Annotated in this window: 17 protein-coding genes and 1 tRNA gene; 7 read left to right on the forward strand and 11 right to left on the reverse strand. The window is 72.8% G+C overall.

What is annotated here, in order from left to right; all coding sequences use genetic code 11:
- Window positions 1–27: 27 nt before the first annotated feature.
- Window positions 28–1,344, reverse strand: a complete 1,317-nt coding sequence (locus DEJ14_RS09910; protein WP_111083995.1) for a M20/M25/M40 family metallo-hydrolase — start codon at window positions 1,342–1,344, stop codon at window positions 28–30.
- Between the two features lie 183 nt (window positions 1,345–1,527).
- On the opposite strand from DEJ14_RS09910, the gene DEJ14_RS09915 reads away from it, so the two are divergent.
- Window positions 1,528–1,613, forward strand: a tRNA-Leu gene (locus tag DEJ14_RS09915).
- A gap of 321 nt (window positions 1,614–1,934) precedes the next feature.
- Here the strand turns inward: DEJ14_RS09915 and DEJ14_RS09920 are convergent.
- The 7 genes from DEJ14_RS09920 to DEJ14_RS09950 form a co-directional block, all read right to left on the reverse strand.
- A complete protein-coding gene (locus DEJ14_RS09920) occupies window positions 1,935–3,410 on the reverse strand; it encodes an HD domain-containing protein (RefSeq protein WP_111083994.1) in 1,476 nt (491 codons plus the stop codon).
- 300 nt (window positions 3,411–3,710) lie between these two features.
- On the reverse strand, window positions 3,711–5,039 hold the full coding sequence (locus tag DEJ14_RS09925) for an NAD(P)/FAD-dependent oxidoreductase (protein WP_111083993.1): 1,329 nt from the start codon (window positions 5,037–5,039) through the stop codon (window positions 3,711–3,713).
- A 59-nt stretch (window positions 5,040–5,098) separates the two neighbouring features.
- Window positions 5,099–5,296, reverse strand: a complete 198-nt coding sequence (locus DEJ14_RS09930; protein ID WP_111083992.1) for a hypothetical protein — start codon at window positions 5,294–5,296, stop codon at window positions 5,099–5,101.
- 25 nt (window positions 5,297–5,321) lie between these two features.
- The gene (locus DEJ14_RS09935) at window positions 5,322–7,145 is read right to left on the reverse strand and encodes a DEAD/DEAH box helicase (RefSeq protein WP_502868830.1); all 1,824 of its coding nucleotides are present in this window, start codon (window positions 7,143–7,145) and stop codon (window positions 5,322–5,324) included.
- A 131-nt stretch (window positions 7,146–7,276) separates the two neighbouring features.
- A complete protein-coding gene (gene dinB, locus DEJ14_RS09940; protein WP_111083991.1) occupies window positions 7,277–8,521 on the reverse strand; it encodes a DNA polymerase IV in 1,245 nt (414 codons plus the stop codon).
- A 37-nt stretch (window positions 8,522–8,558) separates the two neighbouring features.
- Window positions 8,559–10,886, reverse strand: coding sequence for an FUSC family protein (locus DEJ14_RS09945; RefSeq protein ID WP_111083990.1), 2,328 nt, complete (start codon window positions 10,884–10,886; stop codon window positions 8,559–8,561).
- A 170-nt stretch (window positions 10,887–11,056) separates the two neighbouring features.
- Window positions 11,057–12,250: an acyl-CoA dehydrogenase family protein gene (locus DEJ14_RS09950; RefSeq protein WP_111083989.1), complete on the reverse strand. Its 1,194-nt coding sequence runs from the start codon at window positions 12,248–12,250 to the stop codon at window positions 11,057–11,059.
- Window positions 12,251–12,273: 23 nt separating this feature from the next.
- Between DEJ14_RS09950 and DEJ14_RS09955 the strand changes: the two genes are divergently transcribed.
- Window positions 12,274–13,068: an SGNH/GDSL hydrolase family protein gene (locus DEJ14_RS09955; protein WP_111084173.1), complete on the forward strand. Its 795-nt coding sequence runs from the start codon at window positions 12,274–12,276 to the stop codon at window positions 13,066–13,068.
- A 132-nt stretch (window positions 13,069–13,200) separates the two neighbouring features.
- On the opposite strand, the gene DEJ14_RS09960 is transcribed toward DEJ14_RS09955, so the two are convergent.
- Together DEJ14_RS09960 and DEJ14_RS09965 are read right to left on the reverse strand one after the other, a co-directional pair.
- Window positions 13,201–14,583 carry a serine hydrolase domain-containing protein gene (locus DEJ14_RS09960; RefSeq protein ID WP_111083988.1) on the reverse strand — a complete coding sequence of 461 codons (1,383 nt, stop codon included), beginning with the start codon at window positions 14,581–14,583 and terminating at the stop codon, window positions 13,201–13,203.
- Between the two features lie 50 nt (window positions 14,584–14,633).
- Window positions 14,634–15,863: a D-alanyl-D-alanine carboxypeptidase family protein gene (locus DEJ14_RS09965; protein WP_181437396.1), complete on the reverse strand. Its 1,230-nt coding sequence runs from the start codon at window positions 15,861–15,863 to the stop codon at window positions 14,634–14,636.
- Window positions 15,864–15,939: 76 nt separating this feature from the next.
- On the opposite strand from DEJ14_RS09965, the gene DEJ14_RS09970 reads away from it, so the two are divergent.
- Together DEJ14_RS09970 and DEJ14_RS09975 are read left to right on the forward strand one after the other, a co-directional pair.
- Window positions 15,940–17,034 (forward strand): acetamidase/formamidase family protein, encoded by a 1,095-nt coding sequence (locus tag DEJ14_RS09970; RefSeq protein ID WP_111083986.1) that lies wholly within the window; start codon window positions 15,940–15,942, stop codon window positions 17,032–17,034.
- Complete coding sequence (locus tag DEJ14_RS09975; RefSeq protein ID WP_111083985.1) at window positions 17,031–18,608, forward strand: AtzH-like domain-containing protein; 1,578 nt, start codon at window positions 17,031–17,033, stop codon at window positions 18,606–18,608. The genes DEJ14_RS09970 and DEJ14_RS09975 overlap by 4 nt, the downstream gene beginning before the upstream one ends.
- A 35-nt stretch (window positions 18,609–18,643) precedes the next feature.
- Here DEJ14_RS09975 and DEJ14_RS09980 read toward each other — a convergent pair whose 3' ends face one another.
- Window positions 18,644–19,462, reverse strand: coding sequence for a TrmH family RNA methyltransferase (locus tag DEJ14_RS09980; RefSeq protein WP_111083984.1), 819 nt, complete (start codon window positions 19,460–19,462; stop codon window positions 18,644–18,646).
- A 175-nt stretch (window positions 19,463–19,637) separates the two neighbouring features.
- On the opposite strand from DEJ14_RS09980, the gene DEJ14_RS09985 reads away from it, so the two are divergent.
- The 3 genes from DEJ14_RS09985 (at window position 19,638) to DEJ14_RS09995 (ending at window position 21,967) form a co-directional block, all read left to right on the forward strand.
- Window positions 19,638–20,474 carry a Sir2 family NAD-dependent protein deacetylase gene (locus DEJ14_RS09985; RefSeq protein WP_258373177.1) on the forward strand — a complete coding sequence of 279 codons (837 nt, stop codon included), beginning with the start codon at window positions 19,638–19,640 and terminating at the stop codon, window positions 20,472–20,474.
- Window positions 20,475–20,481: 7 nt separating this feature from the next.
- Window positions 20,482–21,120 (forward strand): histidine phosphatase family protein, encoded by a 639-nt coding sequence (locus DEJ14_RS09990; RefSeq protein WP_111083982.1) that lies wholly within the window; start codon window positions 20,482–20,484, stop codon window positions 21,118–21,120.
- 109 nt (window positions 21,121–21,229) lie between these two features.
- Complete coding sequence (locus DEJ14_RS09995; protein ID WP_284179023.1) at window positions 21,230–21,967, forward strand: hypothetical protein; 738 nt, start codon at window positions 21,230–21,232, stop codon at window positions 21,965–21,967.
- Window positions 21,968–21,984 lie beyond the last annotated feature (17 nt).

Genomic DNA, 21,984 nt, shown 5'->3' on the forward strand with positions numbered 1-21,984 from the left:
CCGCCACGCAGGCGACCATGAACAATATCAGTACGTGGCCAGGAGGTCCCCGAGGACGCGCCGACCGAAGGCCAGCGAGTCGAGCGGCACCCGCTCGTCGACACCGTGGAACATCGCCGGGAAGTCCACGCCGGCGGGCAGCTGCAACGGCACGAAGCCGTACCCGGCGATCCCGAGCGTCGACAGCGCCTTGTTGTCCGTGCCGCCGGACAGCAGGTAGGGCAGCACCGGGGCGCCCGGGTCGTGGCGGCCGAGGACGTCACGGACGGCGTCGACGAGCGGTCCGCCGAAGTCCTGCTCGAGGCCGATGTCGCGGAAGGACATCACGACCTCGACCTCGTCGCCGGCGAGCTCCCGCACGCGCGCAAGCACCGACTCCTCGTCCCCCGGCAGGCAGCGGATGTCGACGAGCGCCTCGGCCGTGTCCGGGATCACGTTGTGCTTGTAGCCCGCGGTCAGGACCGTCGGGTTCGTCGTGGTGTGCAGGGCGGCGTGGATGAACCGCGAGGCCGACCCGGTGGCGAGCGCCACCTCGTCCGGGCCCGTCACGGTCGGGTCGACGCCCAGGAACCGAGCGACCTCGGCGACCATCGCGTCCGTCGTGGCCGACAGACGCACCGGCCACTCCTCGCTGCCGATCCGGGCGACCGCCGCGGCGAGCTTCGTCACGGCGTTGTCGCGGATGACGTGCGAACCGTGCGCAGCGGTGCCGCGGGCGACGAGCTTGATCCACATCAGCGCCTTCTCGCCCGTCTGCAGCAGGTAGGCGCGACGGTCGCCGAGGGTGATCGAGTACCCGCCCACCTCGCTGATGGCGGCACTGGCCCCGGCGAAGACCTCTGGGTGGTGCTCGACGACGTGGTGCGAACCGAGGACTCCGCCGGCTTCCTCGTCGGCGAAGTACGCGATCACCAGGTCGCGCTCGGGAGCCCCCTGCGCCGCGATGACGTCCGACAGCGACGTGAGCATCATCGCGTCCATGTTCTTCATGTCGACGGCTCCCCGCCCCCACAGCGAGCCGTCCTTGACGACGCCGCCGAAGGGGTCGACCGACCAGTTCGCCGGATCGGCCGGCACCACGTCGAGGTGCCCGTGCACCACGAGGGCCGGCTTGTCACGATCGCGGCCGGGCACCCGAGCGACGACACTGACGCGATCCGGCTCGGACTCGAACAACTGCGGCTCGAGGCCCAGCCCGCGCAACTTGTCCTCGACGTAGTGCGCCGCCTCGGTCTCGCCGCGTGACTTCCCCTCACCCCAGTTCGTGGTGTCGATGCGGATGAGGTCACGTGCGATCGCCGCGGTGGCCTCGAGCTCGGTTACGGGCGGCTCCGGGTTCGTCATGCCTCCACGGTATCGGTCCGCACCGACGCGACCCGGCCCGGTGACGCCGCGGGACGCGCCGGTGACCCAGCCTTCTGGACGCGCCCGGGATGCGCGGCCGTGTTCATCGGGCGTTCAGACCCGTGCTAGTGTTTTCTCTCGGCAGGGACGCCGGGGAAACCCGGGGAAATCGCCACACATCCAGTCCGGATGGCGGAATTGGTAGACGCGCTAGCTTGAGGTGCTAGTGCCCGTATTAGGGCGTGGGGGTTCAAGTCCCCCTTCGGACACAGAAACATGCGGTGCCCCCTGACCTTTCGGTCCGGGGGCATTTTCTGTTCCGTCTCCCGGCGAGTGCCGCCATCGCTGCGCTCAGGGCGTCACCGCCTCGGGGATGGCCAGTTCGCTGCGCTCACGGCCAAGGGTGGGGCCAGTTCGCGCGCTCACGGCCAAGGGTGGGGCCAGTTCGCGCGCTCACGGCCAAGGGTGGGGCCAGTTCGCTGCGCTCACGGCCACCGCTGCAGACTCGGCCGGTTCGCTTGGCTCGCGGCCGGCGGGGGGCGTGGAAGCGGACGGGAGGCACGGGGCGGCGGTACGGGGCCTCCTGGCTGTCAAGGACGCGCGTCCAGTGCCTCGCGCAGCCACGCGCGCGCCCCGGCGGCGTCGACGAAGCGGCCCTCGTCCTGCGCCTCGTTCGCAGCGTCGAGGACCTCGCGGAACACCGGTCCGGGTGCGAGCCCGGCCTCGATCAGGTCGCGGCCGGCGAGCAACCGGTCCGGTCGGCGCGACAGTGCATCCCGGAGCGCCACGGCGAACCACGCCCACGCCGGCGACGGACCGGACGCCGCGCCGCGACCCTGCGAGTCCGCCTCGCAGACACGGGCCCACGCCTCCACCGCCGACAGCGAGCCGCCGAGACGACGGACCAACCGTCGTGCCGCAGGGACCGACGGCGCCCGACCGTTCGTCGAGTGCGCGACCATGTGTTCCCGGACGAGCGGGACGATCCGCTCGACGGTGCTTCGTGGCGCGGCGAGTCGACGGAGCAGCGACCGGGCCGCATCCGCGCCGGAGGTCTCGTGTCCGAGGCTCCGGATCCGGACCGTCCCGTCGCCGTCGGGGACGAACCGGGTGCCGTCACCGGCCTTCCCGAGGTCGTGCAGGACCGCTCCGAGGACGATCACCACACGGTCCTCGCCCCGCACACCGTCCGCCGTGCAGGCGCGTGCGGCCGCGTCGCCGGCCAGCCCGGCGTGCACGTGCACCGGCCCCTCCGGGTGCCACCGCGGGTCCTGCGGGACGTCGCGGACGGCGGCCAGCTCGGCGAAGTGTCGCTCCCACCCGCTCGCGTGCAGGAACCCGAGCGCAGCCGACAGGTGGTCGCCCTCGGCGGTCTTCCGGACCTCGGGCCAGATCCGCTCGGTGGCGATCGATGTGAACGCGCCCTGCAGGGTCCGGGCGACCCGGATGCTGGCCGGGTGCACCGCGAACCCGAACCGCGACACGAGTTGTACGGCACGGAGCACCCGGAGCGGGTCCTCGCCGAAACGATCCGACGCGTGCCGCAGGATCCCCCGGACGGCGTCGTCGACACCGCCGGACGGATCGACGTACTCGTTCGTCACCGGGTCCCAGGCGATCGCGTTCACGGTGAAGTCCCGGCGCGCTGCGGAGTCGGTGAGTGCGCCGTCGTCGCCGGCTCCGTCGACCACCGCCACGTCGAGGTGGGTGCCGTCGAGTACGACCTTCAGCACCGCGAACCGGGTGCCCGCGGTGACGACGACGGCGCCGACAGCCCGAAGCGCGGCAGCGGCCGTCGGGAGGTCGCAGCCGTGCACCTCGATGTCGACGTCCCGGTCCCCATCAGACGGCACGGTGCGGCCGGCTTCGCGCAGCAGGGCATCGCGGACCGCCCCGCCGACGACGAACGGTCGTCCGGTGCCCGCGAGCGCGTCGAGCGCAGCGCGTGCCCCGCCGTTGAGACCGAGGTCGCGCCACGGCTCTGCCGGGCCGGGGCACCGGTGGACCTCGGCGCTGCGACGCGGAGCACCGCAGCGAGCGCAGGAGGGCATGTCGTTCGTGTTCACGTGGTGGTTCGGCTTCCGGGACCTCCGCGCGCCGGCGCCGAGGGAGTCAGTCTGCCCGACCCGGGCACTGCGCGCGACCCGCACGGACGACGGGAGGCGCGGTGCCAGCTGGCACCGCGCCTCCTGTCCGTCAGGTGGTCGCGTCTACGACTTCGACGCCTCGACGAACTTGCGGCCTGATGCCGCGTTCGGTCTCCTAGCTCTTCGACGCCTCGACGAACTTGCGGCCTGATGCCGCGTTCGGTCTCCTAGCTCTTCGACGCCTCGACGAACTTGCGGCCTGATGCCGCGTTCGGTCTCCTAGCTCTTCGACGCCTCGACGAAGTTGCGGCGCGGGTCCGTCTCCTTGATGAGCGAGGTCGCGTCGCGGCCCGAGACGGCACCGGTGACCCAGCCGATGACGATGCGCGCCTTGCGGTTCAGCGTCGGCATCGCGTACACGTGGTACGCGCGGTGGGCGAGCCAGGCGAGCAGGTTCGTCATCTTGATGCCCTTGATGTTGGCGGCACCCTTGGCGACACCGTACGAGGCGACCGTGCCGATGGAGGGGTGACGGTACTCCTCGAGGGGCTTGCCGGTGATCGTCGCGACGACGTTGTCCGCCGCGACGACGGCCTGACGGACGGCGTTCTGCGCGTTCGGCGGGTAGAACGCCGGCTGCTTGTCGGCGGTCAGGTCGGGCACCTGTGCGACGTCGCCGAGACCCCAGACACCGGGGACGACCTCGTGCGTGTCCTCGGCTTCGACCTGCAGCTTCGCGTTGGCGGCGAGGTGCCCCTTCGGTCCGCGTGGCAGGTCGGAGGCGTCGAGCAGTGGGTTCGGCTTCACGCCGGCGGTCCAGACGAGCAGCCCCGTGGGGATCTCGTCGCCGTCGGAGAGCTTGACGATGCCGCCCTCGGCGCTCGGCATGGTGGTCTTCAGGCGCACGTCGATGCCGCGGGCACGGAGCGACTCCAGCGTCCACTTGGACAGCTCCGGGCCGACCTCGGGCGCGACACGGTCGAGCGCGTCGATGAGGATCCAGCGGGGCTGCTCCCCCGCGAGCGACGGGTAGGTCTTGATGGCGGCCTGCGAGACGTCGAACAGCTCGCCGATCGCCTCGACGCCGGTGTAGCCACCGCCGACGAAGACGCTGGTCAGCAGACGACGACGCTCGTCCTCGTCACGGGTGGCAGCGGCCTTGGCGATGTTGTCGAGGAGCTTGGCGCGCACGTAGGCGGCCTCTTCCACACTCTTGAAGCCGACGCCGTACTCCTCGAGCCCGGGGGTCGGGAAGGTGCGGGTGACCGAGCCGAGCGCGACGACGAGCTGGTCGTAGCCGAGCGTGCGGTCGTCGCCACCGGCGGTCGCGATCGAGACGGTCTTGTCCTTCGACGAGATGCCGGTGACCTTGCCCTGGATGACGCGGGTCTTGCGGAGCGCACGGCGCAGCTCGACGGTCACGTCCTTCGGGGCGATGTGGCCGCCGGCGACCTCGGGCAGGAACGGCAGGTACGTGTAGTAGGTGTTCTGGTCCACGAGCGTGATGCGCATGGGCACGGTCGCGGCGTGCTTCTGCAGCTGCTTGACGGTGCTGTAGCCAGCGGAGCCGCCGCCGAGGACGAGGACGTGAGGGATCGAGTCTGCCATTCCTCCGGTCTACCGGATACGGGCCGTCAACGTCATGAACGCCGCACTTCCTGAGCGAATCAGCGCTCTCGGAGTCGCCACCAGGCCGTCTCAGCGAGGTCGAGGCCCATGTAGACCCCGTGCGGGGTGCGTCGGGACTCGGTCAGCGAGAACCGTCGCAACCGGTAGCCACCACCGAACCGGTCGATGATCGCCTCTGGGGAGGACTCGGCGTCGCGCTTGACGTACCAGGTGCGGTCGTCGACGGACTCGATCACGGGCGGACCGCCCGGACCGGACCCGTCACCGGCGCCCGCCGATGCGGGAGCGCAGGACGTCGATGCGCTTCTGGATCTGCTCGATGCTCGCCTGTGCCACGGCCGGCCCACCGCTGATGCGCCGGAGCTCGGCGTGGATGGAGCCGTGCGGCTCGTTCGAGTGCCTCGACCAGATCGACACGAGGCGCGCGAGCTCGGTCCGCTGCTCCTTGATGGTCATGTACATCGGGCGGTTCTCGGGCTCGGCGGCCTTCGGTTGGCCGTCCTTGACCGCCCGGCCCTTGGAGCGCTTCGCCTGGGTCGCCTGTCGCGCCCGGAGCAGGTCACGCACCTGGTCGGGTTCGAGGAGCCCCGGGATCCCGATGAAGTCGAGTTCCTCGAGCGAACCGACCTCGCCGCCGGTGCCGAACTCGCCGCCGTCGTAGAGGACGCGGTCGAACGACGCCTGCGAGTCGAGCGCCTCGAACGGCTGGACCTCGAGCAGGCTCTCGGACGCGCGGTCTTCCTTGTTGGCCTCGGCCACCATCGCGTCTTCGGGGTTGTACATGCCGTCGTCGGCGTCCTTCGGACGGTCGAGGGCGTGGTCGCGTTCGAGCTCGAGCGTCGCCGCCAGCGCCATCAGTCCGGGCACGCTCGGCAGGAACACCGAGGCGATCTCGCCACGACGGCGGGCACGCACGAAGCGGCCGATCACCTGGGCGAAGAACAGCGGGGTGCTCGCGCTCGTGGCGTACACGCCGACGCAGAGCCGCGGGACGTCGACGCCCTCGGACACCATGCGCACGGCGACCATCCACCGCGAGGTGTCGTCGGCGAACGCGCTGATCCGGCTGGACCCGGCGGCTTCGTCGGAGAGGACGACCGTCGGCCGCTCCCCCGTGATCTGCTGCAGGATCCGGGCGTAGGCGCGGGCCGTGGTGGTGTCCGTCGCGATGACCAGACCACCGGCGTCGGGCACACCACGACGCACCTCGGTCAGGCGCTTGTCGGCGGCGGACAGCACGGCCGGCATCCACTCACCCTCGGGCGACAGCGCCGTGCGCCAGGCCTGCGCGGTGATGTCCTTCGTGACCTGTTCGCCCAGGGAAGCCGACATCTCGTCGCCCATCCGGGTCTTCCAGCGCATCTGGCCGGCGTAGGCCATGAACAGCACCGGCCGGACGACGCCGTCCTTGAGCGCGCGGCCGTAGCCGTAGTTGTAGTCGGAGATCGAGGTGCGGATGCCCTGCTCGTCGGGGGCGTACTGGACGAACGGGATCGGTGCGGTGTCGGAGCGGAACGGCGTGCCGGACAGCGAGAGCCGTCGGGTGGCACCGGAAAAGGCTTCCCTGATGCCGTCGCCCCAGGTGAGCGCGTCGCCGCCGTGGTGGACCTCGTCGAGGACGACCAGGGTGCGCCCGCCCTCGGTGATCTTCTTGTGCACCTCGGGGTTCATGCCGACCTGGGCGTACGTGATCGCGACGCCCTGGTAGTGCCGGCCGAACATGCCGTCGCCGTTCTTGAACATCGGGTCGATGCGGATGCCCACGCGGTCGGCCGAGTCCGCCCACTGCCGCTTCAGGTGCTCGGTGGGGGCGACGACCACGATGCGGTCGACGGTGCCGCGCGCCAGCAGCTCGGTGGCCAGGCGGAGCGCGAACGTCGTCTTGCCGGCGCCGGGTGTCGCGGCCGTCAGGAAGTCACGCGGCTCGGACTCGAAGTACTTCGTGAGGGCCTCGACCTGCCACGCGCGGAGCTTGGAGGCGGTGCCCCACGCGGCTCGGTCCGGGAACGCCGGCGACAGGTGCTGGACGGCCGAGTTGCCGGCTGCTTCGGCCAGGGCGGCCGCGTCGGCTTCGTCGCGTGCCACCGCATCGGCTTGTGCGGAGGACGAAGGATCCGTCGACGATGTGTGGTCGTCCCCCGACTCGGCCCACAGCGTGGCGGGCTGCTGCTGTTCGTACTCCGCTGCGCTCACTGGACCTGATTCTACCGCCACCGTCAGTCCTGCCTGGCGTGCGGGACGTGGCCGTCGGGGGTCCGACGGACCAGGGATGCCGGACGCAGCACGCCTGCGCCGAAGCGCGCGGCGACCGCGTCGACCGTGGTCTCGGTCTCGCGCCACGGCGCGTCGTCGTCCCAGAGCGCGTTGCTCGCGGCGGCCGGCACGAGGTTCTCACCGCGGACCCCGATGAGCCGGATCCGGTTGCCCGGTCGGTGCAGCACGTCGTACAGCTCGACGGCTTCGCGGTGCAGCCGCTTGGCGACGTCGGTGGGCTCGGCGAGGGTGCGCGACCGGGTCAGTGTCGTGAAGTCGGTGTAGCGGACCTTCAGCGCGACGGTGCGGGCCTGCACGTCGGCGTGGCGCAGGCGGACGGCGACCTTGTCGGCGAGGCGCAGGAGCTCGCGCGCGACGTCGTCCCGCTCGGTCAGGTCGTGGCCGAACGTGACCTCGTGCCCGATGGACTTCTCGCCCACGCCGGTGTCGACGACGCGTGGGTCGCGCCCCCAGGACAGGTCGTGCAGACGCTGGCCACCGGCTGGCCCGAGCGCGGACACGAGCGACCCGAGCGGCGTGTTCGCCAGGTCGCCGACGGTGCGGATGCCGCGGCGCTCGAGGGTCTCCTGCGTCTTGCCGCCCACGCCCCACAGCGCCGAGACCGGCTGCGGGTGCAGGAACGCGATGGTGTCGGCTGCGGGCACGACGAGCAGCCCGTCCGGCTTGGACCGGCTCGATGCGAGCTTCGCCACGAACTTGGTCGACGCGGCGCCGACCGAGCAGTGCAGGCCCGTCTCGGCGTGGACCGTGCGCCGGATGGCCCGGCCGATCTCCCACGGCGTGCCGTACAGCCGGAGCGCGCCGGCGACGTCGAGGAACGCTTCGTCGATGCCGAGCCGTTCGACCCGCGGCGTGAACCGGTCGAAGACCGCCATCACCGCGGCGGACTGGTCGCGGTACTTCTCGAAGTGCGGCTCGACGATGATCGCGTTCGGGCAGCGGCGCTTCGCGATGGCCATCGGCATGGCGGAGTTCACGCCGTACCGACGGGCTTCGTAGGTGGCAGCGGTGACGACGGAGCGGTCGGAGTCGTGGCCGACGATGACCGGCAGACCCACCAGGTCGGGTCGGTCGAGCAGTTCGACGGACGCGAAGAAGGCGTCCATGTCGACGTGCAGCACGGTCGCCGAGACGTCGTCCACCGGTGCGTCGGAGACGAGCCGGTTGCTTCCGTCCTGCTTGCTCACACCGAGATGATGCCAGGGACCACCGACATCGCCGGGCTCACCGTGCGCCGGTGGCCGCCGAACGCGTGGCGGTCTCGCCGAGCACGGTCGCCCGGTGCCGGTCGGCCAGCAGCGCGAGCGCCTCGTCGATGCGGCCGAGCGCGTGCGCCGCGACCTCGACGGCCTGCTGGTCCGGACCGCCCGCCGCCGCGGCCACCGCCGTGTCGAGCTGGTCGCCGACCCGCGCCCAGACCGGCGCCGGCGCGGCGGACCGGGGCCCGGCCACGATGCCGTCCGCCAGGTCCGCGATCGACGAGGCGAGGCGGTGGGCGGCACCGGCCAGGGCGGCGGGCGGGTCCTGCGGGGGCGAGCCGAGCCTCCCGGCCGCCTCGCGCGCGAACGTCGCCGCCGCCTGCAGGGACGTCCGGGTCCTGGCGTCCGCGCGGGCGGGTCCGCCCGTCGGGAACCGCACCATCGGGCGCAGGACGGCGTCCAGTTGGTAGGTGGCCGCGTCGACGGCGCGCGATCGTGCGCGCAGGTCCGGTGCGGCGGCGTCGGTGGCCGTGGCGGCGGACCGGGAGGCCCGGCTCGCGCCCGCACCGTCGGTCGCGTCCGCCTCGGCGTCCGCATCGACCCCGACCAGCGCGAGCACGAACGCCCGGATCGCGGTCAGCTGCCGTCGCACGGCCCGTCGGATGACGGCCCGTGTTGCGATCGGGAAGACGACGGCGCTCACGAGCACGGCGACCGCGGCGCCGAGCAGGTTCTCGGCGAGGCGGATCGGGATGAGCGAGTCGGTGAAGCTGCCGGAGAACGCGTACACCTGGCACAGGACGACGACCAGGCACGCGACCCAGACCGAGTAGACGCCGCCGAAGCCGTACGTGCCGACCGCGAGCAGGACGCACACGAGCACGAGCGTGAACCAGGGGTGCGCCGTGCCGACGACGTGCACGAGGACGATGCCGACTGCGCCGCCGACGACCGTGCCGACCGCGCGGTGCAGGCCCTTGCGGACCCGCTCGTGCGTGGTGTTCGTGCCGGCGAGGACGATCATCACGCCGATCACGCCCCAGTAGAACCGCGGGCCGTCGAGCAGCAGCGCGAGGGGCTCGACGATCGCGACGGCGATCGCGGCGTGCACCGCGGTGCGCAGCGAGACGGAGAGTCGCCAGCGGCGCCAGGGGCCGTCGGCGACGGTGTCGGCCAGCACCGGCACGGCCCCGGCCGGGCGGCCGCCGGCGAGGACGACGGGCGTGACGAAGGGCGCTGCCAACGCGACGCCGTCGCCGCGGTGCGGCAGCTCGTCGCGGAGCTCGCGCCACCGCAGCCCGGCGCCCTGCAGGTCGGTGAACTCGGCGGCCATCCGACGGACGACGGCCGTCGTGCGCGAGCCGGGGTCGCCGGCGGACGCCGTGATGCCGTAGCGGGCGAGCAGTGTCTGCGCGGCGTCCTCACCGTGCCCGCCACCGTGGCGCAGGACGATCGTGACGGCACGGAGCGCGGCGTGCCGGACGTCCGACGGCGCGCCGTGCTCGACGAGGGCTCCTGCCCCGCGCCCGAGCTCGTCGACCGCGAAGTGCGTGTCGAACACGAGCCGGTGGAGTTCCTCGGCCGTGGTGTCGGCGTCCACCCCGCTCGCGGCGAGCATCCCGTCGACCGTCAACGCGATCTCGTGGTACCGGTCGCGGCTGCGACCGAGGCGGCGCAGGGTGCGGCGGCGTGCGGCCGGGTCGTCCGCCGCGGCGAGGACGGCGGCAGCGGCCTCGAGCACGGCCGAGCCACGGGCGACGAAGCCGCGGCGGGTGCGCAACAGGGCACGGTGGGCGTCCGGTCGGAGCACCAGGCGGACCAGGATCGTCGCGGCGAGCGAGGCTGCCACGACGAGGCCGAGCGGCACGACACTCGTCTCGGGCAGCGGGAGGAGCAGCCCGCACAGGTACCCGGCGAACCCGACGATCGCGGCGTCGGCGGCCCACGCGCCCCACGCCGCCGCCGCGAACTGCAGGAACAGCAGCACGACGATGAGCACGAGCTCGAGGAGCCGGAACGACTGCAGGGCGATGCTGCCGGCCAGGGCGACGACGAACGGCACGAGGACGGCTCCCGTGCGGGCAGCCGTCCGGCCGGTGCTCGGGTCGACGATGACCAGGCACGTGATGAACGCGGGCATCGCGCCGATCATCACGCCCAGGATCGCGGGCAGGCCGAACGCGGTCGCGACGGCGTACCCCACGGCCATGCCGGCGGGCACCGCGACCAGGGTGCGGAGGGCACCGTCGGTCTTCACGAGCCCGGGGTCGAGCGCGAGGACCGCGTCGGCGAGTCGCCGGGAGCGGGTCCGTCGACGGGGAGCGGTCCGGTTCGTGGTGTCGGTCCTCGGCACGAGTCGGCCGCCTCCTCTGCGCTCGGGAGGCCAATCGTACCGGATGCTAACTATCCGGTCGTGCGGGCGGCAGTCGCACGGTGCGAGGTTGATCACTCGGTGCGGCGCTACAAGACTGCACGGAGTGATCAACCTCGCACCGGGGCACGCGGACGGGGCACGCGACCGCGTCAGGCGGGCGGGCCGAGCACCGACGCCGCGAGCGTGCGCGCCGCCGAGTCCCGCGACGACGGGTGGTACTGGCCGGCTCGGACGTCGCGCGCCAGGCGGGCGAGTTCGCTCGAGGACCGGAACGCCGAGCCCCCGACCACCCGCATCGCCTCGTCCACCACGTGCTGCGCGGTGTCCACCGCCCGCGCCTTCGTGCCGACGAGCAGCGGGAACCACCGGACACCGAGGTCGTCCTGTTCGTCCACCGACCGGGCGAGCGCGTCGACCTGCAGGGTGATCGCGTCGACGGCGCCGCGCAGGTCCGCGATCGCACGCCGGACGTCCGGGTCCTGCGACCGGAGCGAGCCGTCGGCCGCGACGCGACGTCCGACGGCGGACACCGCCAGCGTGATCGCACGTTCGGCGATCCCGACGTACACCGAGGCGACGAGCAGCTCGAACGCCGCGAACACCCCGAACACGAGCGGGTCCTGGTTCGGCCCGACCGGCAGCGACCGCACGATGCGGTCGGCGGGGACGTGCACACCGTGCAGCTTCGTCGTGCGGCTCTGCGTCGCCCGCATGCCGAGGGTGTCCCAGTCGTCCAGGTGCTCGACGTCGCCGTCGGACCGGAGCACGAAGCCGTGCACCAGCCGCGGTTCCGGCCCGGAGGTATCCTTGCCGAACACGCTCAGGACGTCCCACGCCGGTGCGAGCGAGGTGAAGACCTTGGTGCCGGTGAAGCGGTACCCGCCGTCGCCGTCCGGCTCCGCCGTCGTCGACGAGTCGAACAGGACGGCGTCGTTGCCGGGTTCGCTCACCCCGAAGGCGAGCAGGTGGCCGTCCGACGCGTGGTCGGTGACGGACTGGAGGAACGACGCACCCCGCGCAGTGACGGCGCGCGCCGCCTGCACCCACACCTGGTGCATCCCGAGACCGAGCGCCGTCGCCGGCGCGGCCTGGGCGAGGGTCCGCTGGACGGCGGCCGTGGCGCGGAGGCCGAGCCCGGAGCCACCCTGCGCCACCGGCACCCCGATGCGCAGGTAGCCCGCGGCGCGGAGTTCCTCGAGGTCCTCGGCGCAGAACGCGTTCGCGGCGTCGTACCCGGGGGCGCGTTCGGCGATGCGGGCGAGCAGGTCGTCCGGCACGGTCCAAGCGGCTGCGTCCGTGCCGCCGTCCGCGCCGGCGGCTGCGCCCGTGTTGGCCTTCGTCATGGCACGAGACTATGGTCCGGAGCGTGTCAGATCGTCATCCGTGGTCCAGGTACGTCGCGATCGGTGACTCGTTCACCGAGGGGATCGGCGACCCCGACCCCACCGTCCCCGGTGGGAACCGGGGCTGGGCGGACCGGGTCGCCGAGGTGCTCGCCCACGGGTCCGACGACTTCGCGTACGCCAACCTGGCGATCCGCGGGCGGCTGCTGCAGCAGATCATCGACGAGCAGGTGGAACCGGCGCTCGCGCTCCGTCCGGACCTGGTCACGGTGTCCGCCGGGGGCAACGACATCATCCGGCCGGGCTCCGATCCGGACGAACTCGCCGAGCGGGTGGACGCGATGGTGTCGCGGCTGCGGAGCGACGGCGCCACCGTCGTGCTGTTCACCGGGCCCGACGTCGGCATGACGCCGGTGCTCGGCATGGTGCGCGGCAAGACGGCGATCTACAACGAGAACCTGCACGCCATCGCCCTGAAGCACGGCGCACTGGTGGCGGACATGTGGGCGCTCCGGGTGCTCCGCGACCCGCGCATGTGGGCACCGGACCGACTGCACCACTCCCCCACGGGGCACGCCACGATCGCCGCCGCGGTGCTCGACGCCCTCGGCGTGCCGCACGGCCTGGAGCCGTTCAACCCCGAACCGCTCGAGGCCCGGCCGTGGCGTGAAGCCCGCGCCGAGGACCTGGGCTGGGCGAAGGAGTACCTGGTGCCGTGGGTCGTCCGGCGCATCAAGCACACGTCGTCGGGCGACGGCGTCTCCGCCAAGCGCCCCGAGCTGCAGGACGTCGTCGAGCACAAGTCCGACACCCCGTAGCGGAACGAGGGCCATCGGAGTCCGCACGCCTCCCCGACCGCGCCCCACCACGGTCATCGCGCCCCGACTCCCCAGGGCGCGATGACCACGGTGGGGCGCGAACCGGGTCGTGCACCCCGTGGTCGGCGCCCGTCAGTCGGCGGGCCGGTGCAGCGTCAGCGCGCCGTCGTGCAGCGGTTCGGTCTCCCACGTCGTGTCGACCGTGCCGGCAGCGAGGTCGACACGGAGCCACAGCAGGTGCGGCGTCTCCACGAAACGGAGCGCGACGAGCACGGCGCCGTCCGGCTGGGTCGCGGCGCTCGCTGCGAGGGCACCCTCGACGGCCCACTCCCCCTCGCCGACCGGCACCGACGCCGACGCTCCGTCGGCCGACACGGTCAGCCGGATCCCGTGGGTCCCGCGGTCGAAGCCCACGGCGTCGAGCGCCGCACCGGGCAGCACGCGGAGTGCACGACCGGCCACGTGCTCGGGGACCGCGCCGCCACTCACCGCGGGCAGCCCCAGGGAGGCGAGCCGGGCCTCCAGGGCGGTGTCCGCACCCGTGGCGGACGGACGGTCGACGGCGGGCAGCAGGTGCTGCCAGGCCGCGTCGAGGACCGCCTGCATGTCGAGGCTCTGTCCCGTGATCGCGAGGACGACGTCGTGCTCCGGCAGGACGACGCAGAACTGACCGTAGGCGCCGTCGCCGCGGAAGCCGTGGCGGGCCATCCAGAACTGGAAGCCGTAGCCCTGCGACCAGTCCGGGTTCTCCTCAGCCGGGTTCTCGACCTGCGTGCTCGTGGCGGCCGCGACCCAGTCCTCGTCGAGGATCCGCTCGCCCTCCCAGACGCCGCGCTGCAGGTACAGCTGCCCGAGCGCGGCGACCGCCGACGTCGTGGTGTAGCAGCCGCTGAAGCCGAGCTCGCCGCCGGACTCGTCACGGCGCCAGGACAGGTCGTCGATGCCGAGCGGGTCGAGCAGCCGGGGACGCAGGTAGTCGACGAGCGAGCCGCCGCTGACCCGCCGGACGATCGCGGCGAGCGTGTACGTGCACGGTTGGTTGTAGGTGAAGAGCGAGCCGGGTTCCTCGTCCGGCGGCAGGAGCAGGAAGCCACGCACGACGTCCATGCGGTCGAGCTCACGGGCCCGGTCGATCGAGTCCTCGCGGTGCCCGCTCGCCATCGCGAGCAGGTGCCGGACCCGGATGCGGCGGCTGCGTTCGTCCGTGATCTCGTCGTCGAGTTCGGGGAAGTACGACAGCGCGGTCGCGTCGAGGTCGATCAGTCCCTCGCGCACGGCGATGCCGACCGCCGCTGCGGTGAAGCTCTTGCTGAGCGAGTAGAGCAGGTGCACCCGGTCGGCTGCGTACGGCTGCCACCACCCCTCGGCAGCGACCTGGCCGTGGCGGAGCAGCATCAGGCTGTGCGGTTCGACGCCGGGGGTCGACTCGAGGGCGTCGACGAACGCGAGCACACCGCGGGCATCGATGTCGCGGGCGGAGGGGGTGGTCCGGGGGAACGTCTTCGTCGTCGTCACCCGTCCGACAGTACGGACTCCGGGTGGTGCGCGTCAGCGCGCGAGCACCGTCAGCCCTGGAACGGGTTCGTCCAGCGCCACCAGACGCCGGGGTCGTCGATCGTCCGCTCGAGCACGAGCGGCACCGTGACCGGGTCGTGGTTCGTGACCGTGAAGCGGACCTTCCCGACCCGCTCGCCCTTCGTCCCGAGGGTGACCTCGTCGAGGTGCGCCTTCGCCCGGACCTTCGTCTTGCCCCAGACCAGGACCTCGGCCGCCTTCGCGGTGACCGCGTCGGCCTCGTCCTGCCAGGGGGTGGAGAACGTGCCGAAGGTCTGGCCGGCGTGGGTCAGGGGCACGACCTGGAAGTTGTCCGCGACCGACCGGAGCAGCCGTTGCACGTCGACGTCGAGCGAGTCGTGGTCGACCCCGCCGAGCATCACACCGATGACGGTGACGTCACGGCCGCCACGCTCGTACGTCGCCGCGAACAGCAGGCAGGCGCCGGCCTCGTCGAGGGTGCCGGTCTTGATGCCCTCGATGCCGTCCAGGCCGAGCAGCTTGTTCGAGTTCTCGATCTCGCCGACCGTCGGGATCGTGACGTCCTTGGTGCCGACGATCTCCTTGACCACCGGGTTCGCGAGGGCGAGCTGCCCGAGGTCGACCAGGTCGGTCGCGGTCGACGTGTTCTGCGGATCGAGACCAGTCGGCTCGTGGATCGTGGTGTCGTCGAGGTCGTGCTCCTCGAGCCACTTCGTCGCCGCCTGCTCGTACTCGGCGATCGACCCGAAGGCCCAGATGGCGAGAGCGCCGGCGTAGTTGTTCGCCGACTTCATGAGCATCACCTGGAACGCCTGGTGCTCGGTGAGCTTCAGGCCGGCGGGCATCGGCGCGACCTCGCCGTTCATCGCCGCGTACTTGGCGTAGAGCGACTCCATCTTCGGCGTGAAGGTGATCGCCGGGCCGGACTCCCCCGCCGCCATCGGCTTCTCGTCGAGGACCACGAGCGCCGTGACGATCTTGGTGATGCTCGCGATCGACCGGGGCTTCGTGTCACCGCTGGTGCGCAGGCTCTCCGGGAAGTCGGTGGCCTCGACCGCGGTGGCGCCGTAGCCGGGGAAGCTCAGCGCCGGCACGCTCGACGTCGGGGCCGAGTACGTGGTGGTCGCGGCGCTCGCCGGACCGAACGGCACGACGGCGGCGGCCACGAGGTACCCGGCAACGAGCACCAGGACCGCGACGACGGAGATCGTCACGGGCCTCCGGACGGCGGAGCGGGGGCGACGGACGACTCGTGACACGGGAACCGAGCGTACCGGTGACGAGTCCCGCGTGGCTGCGAGCGGGCCGCGGTGTCGCGTGTGCAAAAGTGGCTCCGTGAGCACCCCCGCGATCCCGACCCTGCAGCCCGGCGCCGGCCCGATCCGGTCCGACCGCTACCTGCCCGTCGACCCGGACACGGTCCTGTGGGGTCGGCTGCCGAACGCCGACGACCGCCCGGTCATCACGATCGCGTCCGGTGAGGACGTCACGATCGACACCGTCAGCCACGAGGGGATCCTGCCCGACCAGGGCAGCGACCCCCGCGCGTACTTCGCGTCGCACGGCGTCGCCGCGGACCACGTCCTCGACGACGCCGTCGCGATCGCCAGGAGCGGCCACCGGGACCCTGCCACCGACGGTCCGCACGTCGTCTCCGGTCCGATCGCCATCGCGGGCGCCGAGCCGGGCGACGTCCTGACCATGACGGTGCTCGAGACGCTGCCGCGGGTGCACTACGGCGTCGTGTCGAACCGGCACGGCCGCGGCGCCCTGCACGGCGAGTACCCGGTCGACGGCACCACGGTCAGCGTCTTCGCCGACGTGGTCGAGACGGCCGACGGTCAGCGGGGCCGCATCCCCCTGACCGGCGCCCGCGACCGCTTCGCGCACTTCCCGCTCGCCCCCTTCCTCGGGATCATGGGCGTCGCCACCCCCGGCGAACGGCTGCACTCGGTGCCGCCGGGCCGGCACGGCGGCAACGTCGACGTCAACCTGCTGCAGGTCGGCGCGCAGCTGCACCTGCCGGTCCTGGTCCCCGGGGCGCTCGCGTACGTCGGTGACCCGCACTTCGCCCAGGGCGACGGCGAGGTCGCGCTCACCGCGATGGAGGCGTCGCTCCGCGCGACCGTCCGGTTCGACGTGACACCTGCCGCCGACGCCGCACAGCAGTTCGGCGACCTGGCCTGGCCGCTCGTCGAGACCCACGAGTTCCTCGTGCCGACGGGCATGGACCCGGACCTCGACGAGGCCGTCCGCGCCTGTGTCCGGCACGCCGTCGCGATCCTCGGCGCCCGCTGGGGCATGGAGCCGCACCTGGCGTACGCCTACCTGTCGGCGGCGACGGACTTCAACATCTCGCAGGTGGTCGACCTGGTCACCGGCGCGCACGCCCGCATCCGCAAGGCCGACTTCGAGGAGCCCACCCGATGAGCACGCACGAGACGAGCACGCACGAGACGAGCACTGCGGCACCGGAGGGCTTGCTCGACGCGCTCGACGCGTACGAGGCCGCCCTCGCCGCGAACGACCTCGACGCCCTCGACGCCGCGTTCGTCGACGCCCCGGGCACGATGCGCGGTGACGACCGCGGCCTGCTCGTCGGGCACGACGCGATCAGCGCGTTCCGCGGTGCACGGGGTGGGGTCCTGGCCCGGTCGCTGTCGCGCGTCGAGGTCCGTCCCCTGGCCGAGGGACTCGCCCTCGTCGTGTCGGTGTCCGAGTTCGCGGCGGGCGGGCAGGGCCTCCAGACGCAGCTGTGGCGACGCGACAGCGACAGCGACCACGGCGACGCCGCGCCGCGCTGGCGCATCGAGGCAGCCCACGTCACCGGCCGCCCGAAGGCCTTCGACACCACCGTCTGGCGCGCCGTCGGCGACCCGCTCGTCGCCCCCACGGCGTCCGGACCGCTCGACGGGCTCACCGTCGCGGTGAAGGACCTCTACGCCGTCCCCGGCCAGCCCGTCGGCGGCGGCAACCCGACGTACCTGCGCGAGTCCACCGTCCAGGCGACGCCGGCAGCGGCCGTCGCGGCGCTCCTCGACGCCGGCGCCGCGATCCGCGGCATCGCGCGCACCGACGAGTTCGCCTACAACCTGACGGGACGCAACGAACACCACGGCACCCCGCCCAACGGGGCGGTCCCGACCCGACTGCCAGGAGGCTCGTCCAGCGGATCCGCATCGGCTGTCCGTCTCGGCACGGCCGAGATCGGGATCGGCACGGACACCGCGGGATCGGTGCGGGTCCCCGCTTCGTACCAGGGACTCTGGGGCCTCCGGACGACCCACGGCGCGGTCTCCCGACAGGGCCTGCTGCCCCTCGCGCCGTCGTTCGACACGGTGGGGTGGCTCACCCGGAGCGCCGACGTCCTGCTCGCGGCGCTCGACGCCACCGTGCCGTCGACCGCAGCCGGGGCCGATCCGGAGCTGCTCGTGCCCGCTGAACTCCTGGACCTCGTCGAGCCAGCCGTCGCCGACGCCTTCACCGCCTTCGTCGCAGGGCACGGCCGACCGATCGGCACCGTGCGGCTCGCCGACCTCGGGATCCCGCCCCTCGACGACCTGCGCGAACTGCTGCGCCTCGTGCAGGCCGCCGAGGCCGTCGCCGCACACGGTGCCTGGATCGACGCCCACCCCGGCGCCCTGAGCGCCGTCGTCGGCGACCGGTTCGCCGCCGCCCGGGCGAACGATCCCGCAGCCACCGCCGACGCCGTCGCGCGGCTCGACGACGTCCGGACGACGATCCGCACGGCGCTCGCCGGCCGGACCCTGCTGTTCCCGACGGTCCCCGGGCCGGCACCACTCCTCGCCGCCGACACGGCGTCGCTCGAACGCACCCGGACCGCGACGACGGCGATGACGAGCCTCGCGAGCGTCGGCGGCACGCCGGCGGTCAGCGCACCGGCGCTCACCGTGGACGGGGCCCCCGTCGGCGTGTGCCTGGTCGGCGAACCGGGCACCGACCGTGCCCTGGTGATCCGCGCCGGACGGATGCTGCAGCACTGAGGCGAGCCGCGCCTCCCGGTCCGCCCCTGGCGTGGCTAGGAAGCGAGCCGCTGGGCGTGCGTGACCGCCCACAGACCGACGGCGCTCGCCGCAGCGATGTTGAGCGAGTCGACGCCGTGCGCCATCGGGATCCGCACCGTGGTGTCGGCCGACGCGATCGCGGCGGGCGTCAGTCCCTGCCCCTCGGTGCCCATCACGAGCGCGACCTTGCCGGGGACGTCGCGGACGAACTCGGCGAGGTCGACCGACTCGTCGGTCAGCGCCATCGCGGCGAGGTGGAAGCCCTGCGCACGGAGCTCCTCGCCCGCTGCCGGCCAGTCACCGATCCGGGTCCACGGGACCTGCAGGACCGTGCCCATGCTCACCCGGACGCTCCGGCGGTACAGCGGGTCCGCGCAGCGCGGGCTGACCAGCACGGCGTCGGCGCCGAGACCGGCGACGCTGCGGAAGACGGCGCCGACGTTGGTGTGGTCGACGATGTCCTCGAGCACGACGACGAGCTTCGCGTCCCGCACCACCTCGGCGACGGTCGGCAACTCGGGGCGCTGCACGGCGGCGATCGCGCCACGGTGCATGCGGAAGCCGGTGAGCTCCTCGAGCAGGGCGTCCGGGCCCACGAAGACCGGGCCGTCGTGCTCCGCGACCAGGGGCAGCACGCTGTCGAGCCACTTCTCCTGCACCAGGATGCTCCGGGGGGTGTGCCCGGCACGGACCGCGCGCTCGATGACCGTGTTCGACTCGGCGATGTACAGGCCGCCCTCCGGTTCGCTCACCCGGCGGAGCGCCACGTCGGTCAGACGGGCGAAGTCGTCGAGGCGGGGGTCGTCGAGGGAGTCGATGCGGACGGGGTGCACGGGGCTCGTTTCGGTGTGGTGCAGGTGGTGGGCCAGCTGATGTCTCGCCGCGTCTCGCCGAAGGGGGAAGCGACCGGGACGGTCGGCTGTTGAGGGTACCGTGAACAGGGTGCTGGATGATGCTGCGTCGACGACCGGACCGCCCACCGGGGCGCCGACCGGTCAGTCGACCGCTCTGCCGACCGCAGCGGACCTCGACCGCGTGCTCGACGTGCTCGCCGGCAAACGCGTCGCCGTGCTCTCCGGGGCCGGCCTGAGCACCGACTCCGGCATCCCCGACTACCGCGGCGCCGGGCGGGTCGTGCGCAAGCCGATGACCTTCCAGGAGTTCCGCGCCGACGCCGCCAAACGGCAGCGGTACTGGGCGGGCTCGCACCTCGGCTGGCGGAGTTTCGCCGCCGCCCGACCGAACGAGGGGCACCGGGCGCTCGCCGCCCTCGAGGACGCCGGTGTCGTCACCGGCGTCATCACGCAGAACGTCGACGGCCTGCACCTGCGCGCCGGGTCCCGCCGCTTGGTCGAGATCCACGGGTCGATGGACCGCGCCCTCTGCCTGACGTGCGGGCAGGTGTTCTCCCGTGCCGACCTCGCCACGACCATCGACCGCGCCAACCCGTGGATCGACGAGCCCGGCTCGGTGCAGCTGCAGCCCGACGGCGACGTCGAGATCACCGACGTCGAGCGCTTCGTGGTGCCGGACTGCTCGGTGTGCGGCGGGATGCTCAAGCCCGACGTCGTGTTCTTCGGCGAGTTCGTGCCCACTGAGAAGTTCCACGAGGCGGTGTCGATCGTCGCCGACGCCGAGGCGCTGCTCGTGGTGGGGTCGTCGCTGACGGTGAACTCCGGCGTGCGGCTCGTCGACCACGCTGCTCGCCGCAAGAACCCGGTGGTCATCGTGAACCGCGGTGCGACCCGCAGCGACCGCCGTGCCGCCGTCAAGCTCGACGGCGGGACGACCGAGACGCTGGTGCACCTGGCCGAGCGGCTCGGCCGGCCTCGCCTTCTGGGATGATCGACGGGTGACGACGCTCCTGTACCTGGTCCGGCACGGTGAGACCGACTGGAACGCGCAGCGCCGCATCCAGGGTTCCACCGACATCCCGCTCAACGACACCGGGCGGCGACAGGCCGCCGAGGCCGCGGAACTCCTCACCCGCCGGCAGTTCGACGCCGTCGTCGCCTCACCCCTGTCCCGCGCCGCCGAGACCGGGGCGATCATCGCCGACCGGCTCGGGCTCGCGGCGCCCGTGACGTACGCCGGGCTGGCCGAGCGCTCCTACGGCGAAGCCGAGGGGCTCACCGACACCGAGGTGACGGCGAAGTACCCGCACGACGACATCCCGGGCCGCGAGTCCCGGTCCGCGCTGCTCGCCCGCATCACCGAGACACTCGGTGAGATCGCGGTGCGCTTCGACGGCGGGGTCGTGGTCGTCGCCACCCACGGCGCGGTGATCCGGAGCGTGGTGAACGAGGCGGCGCCCGGCACCGCCGACCGGCACGCCACCCCGATCCGCAACGGCTCGATCCACTCGTTCCGCTGGGACCCGGAACGCTTCCACGCGGAGCTCGTCCGGTTCGACGACCCGATCGACGACGTCTCGGACGGGCCGGGGCGGTACGCGTTCGACTACCAGAACCCGCTGGAACGCCGGGGCTGACGAGCGCCCTGCGCGGACGGGGCGCCGAGCGGCTCCCGCACCACAGTGCGCGGACGGCGCGGCCGTCCTGCGACTAGGCTCCGACGCACCCGAACCAGGGGGCGACATGGTGACCGACGGAACCGACCCGGGTGGCTGGCAAGCCACTGACCAGCAGGACGACGACCTCGACCGTGCCTTCGGCCCCGAGACCGCCAGCGTGCAGACCCGCACGATGGGGCAGCGGGCTCGCACCTGGCTCGTCATCGGCGGCAGCACCGTCGTGGTCGCCGGGGTGATCGCCCTCGTGCTCGGCACCATCATCGGCAGCGTGCAGACCGGCATCGGCGGCGTGTTCCCCCGGCCGGACCTGGCACTCGACCGCCTCGACGACCGGCTCGCCGACGTGCCGGGTGTCACCGAGGTCCGCCACCACCCGGCCGAGAAGACCGGCTTCGCGAGCTACGACGCCACCGCGACGATCACGGCCGACCCGTCGCTCGACGCCGCCGAGCGCACCGACCTGGTCGAGACGCTGAGCCGCGCGGCCGACTCGGCCGGCGGCAACGGCGTCCGGGTCGTCGCGATCGCCAACCTCGGTGCCCTCGAGGTGGGTGTCTCCGACTCGCGCACGGTGACCGCGAAGCGCCTGGTACTGGCGGACACGCTCGACCACATCGGCGGGGTCACGGCCGTCCGCTGCTCGTGGGAACGCGGCGGCACCCCGTCGGACCGCGCCGCCGACCAGTCGATCGTCGTCGAGACCCCGGGGCGAGGGGCCGCCGTCCCGCCGATCGTGGCGCGGGTGACCGAGGAGACGCACAAGGTGTTCCCCGGGGCGAGCGTCGAGGTGGTCGCGGCGAAGTAGCGGTCGGGCGGTCGCGT

This window comes from Curtobacterium sp. MCJR17_020 (assembly GCF_003234365.2).
In the GTDB taxonomy this organism is placed as follows: Bacteria; Actinomycetota; Actinomycetes; order Actinomycetales; family Microbacteriaceae; genus Curtobacterium.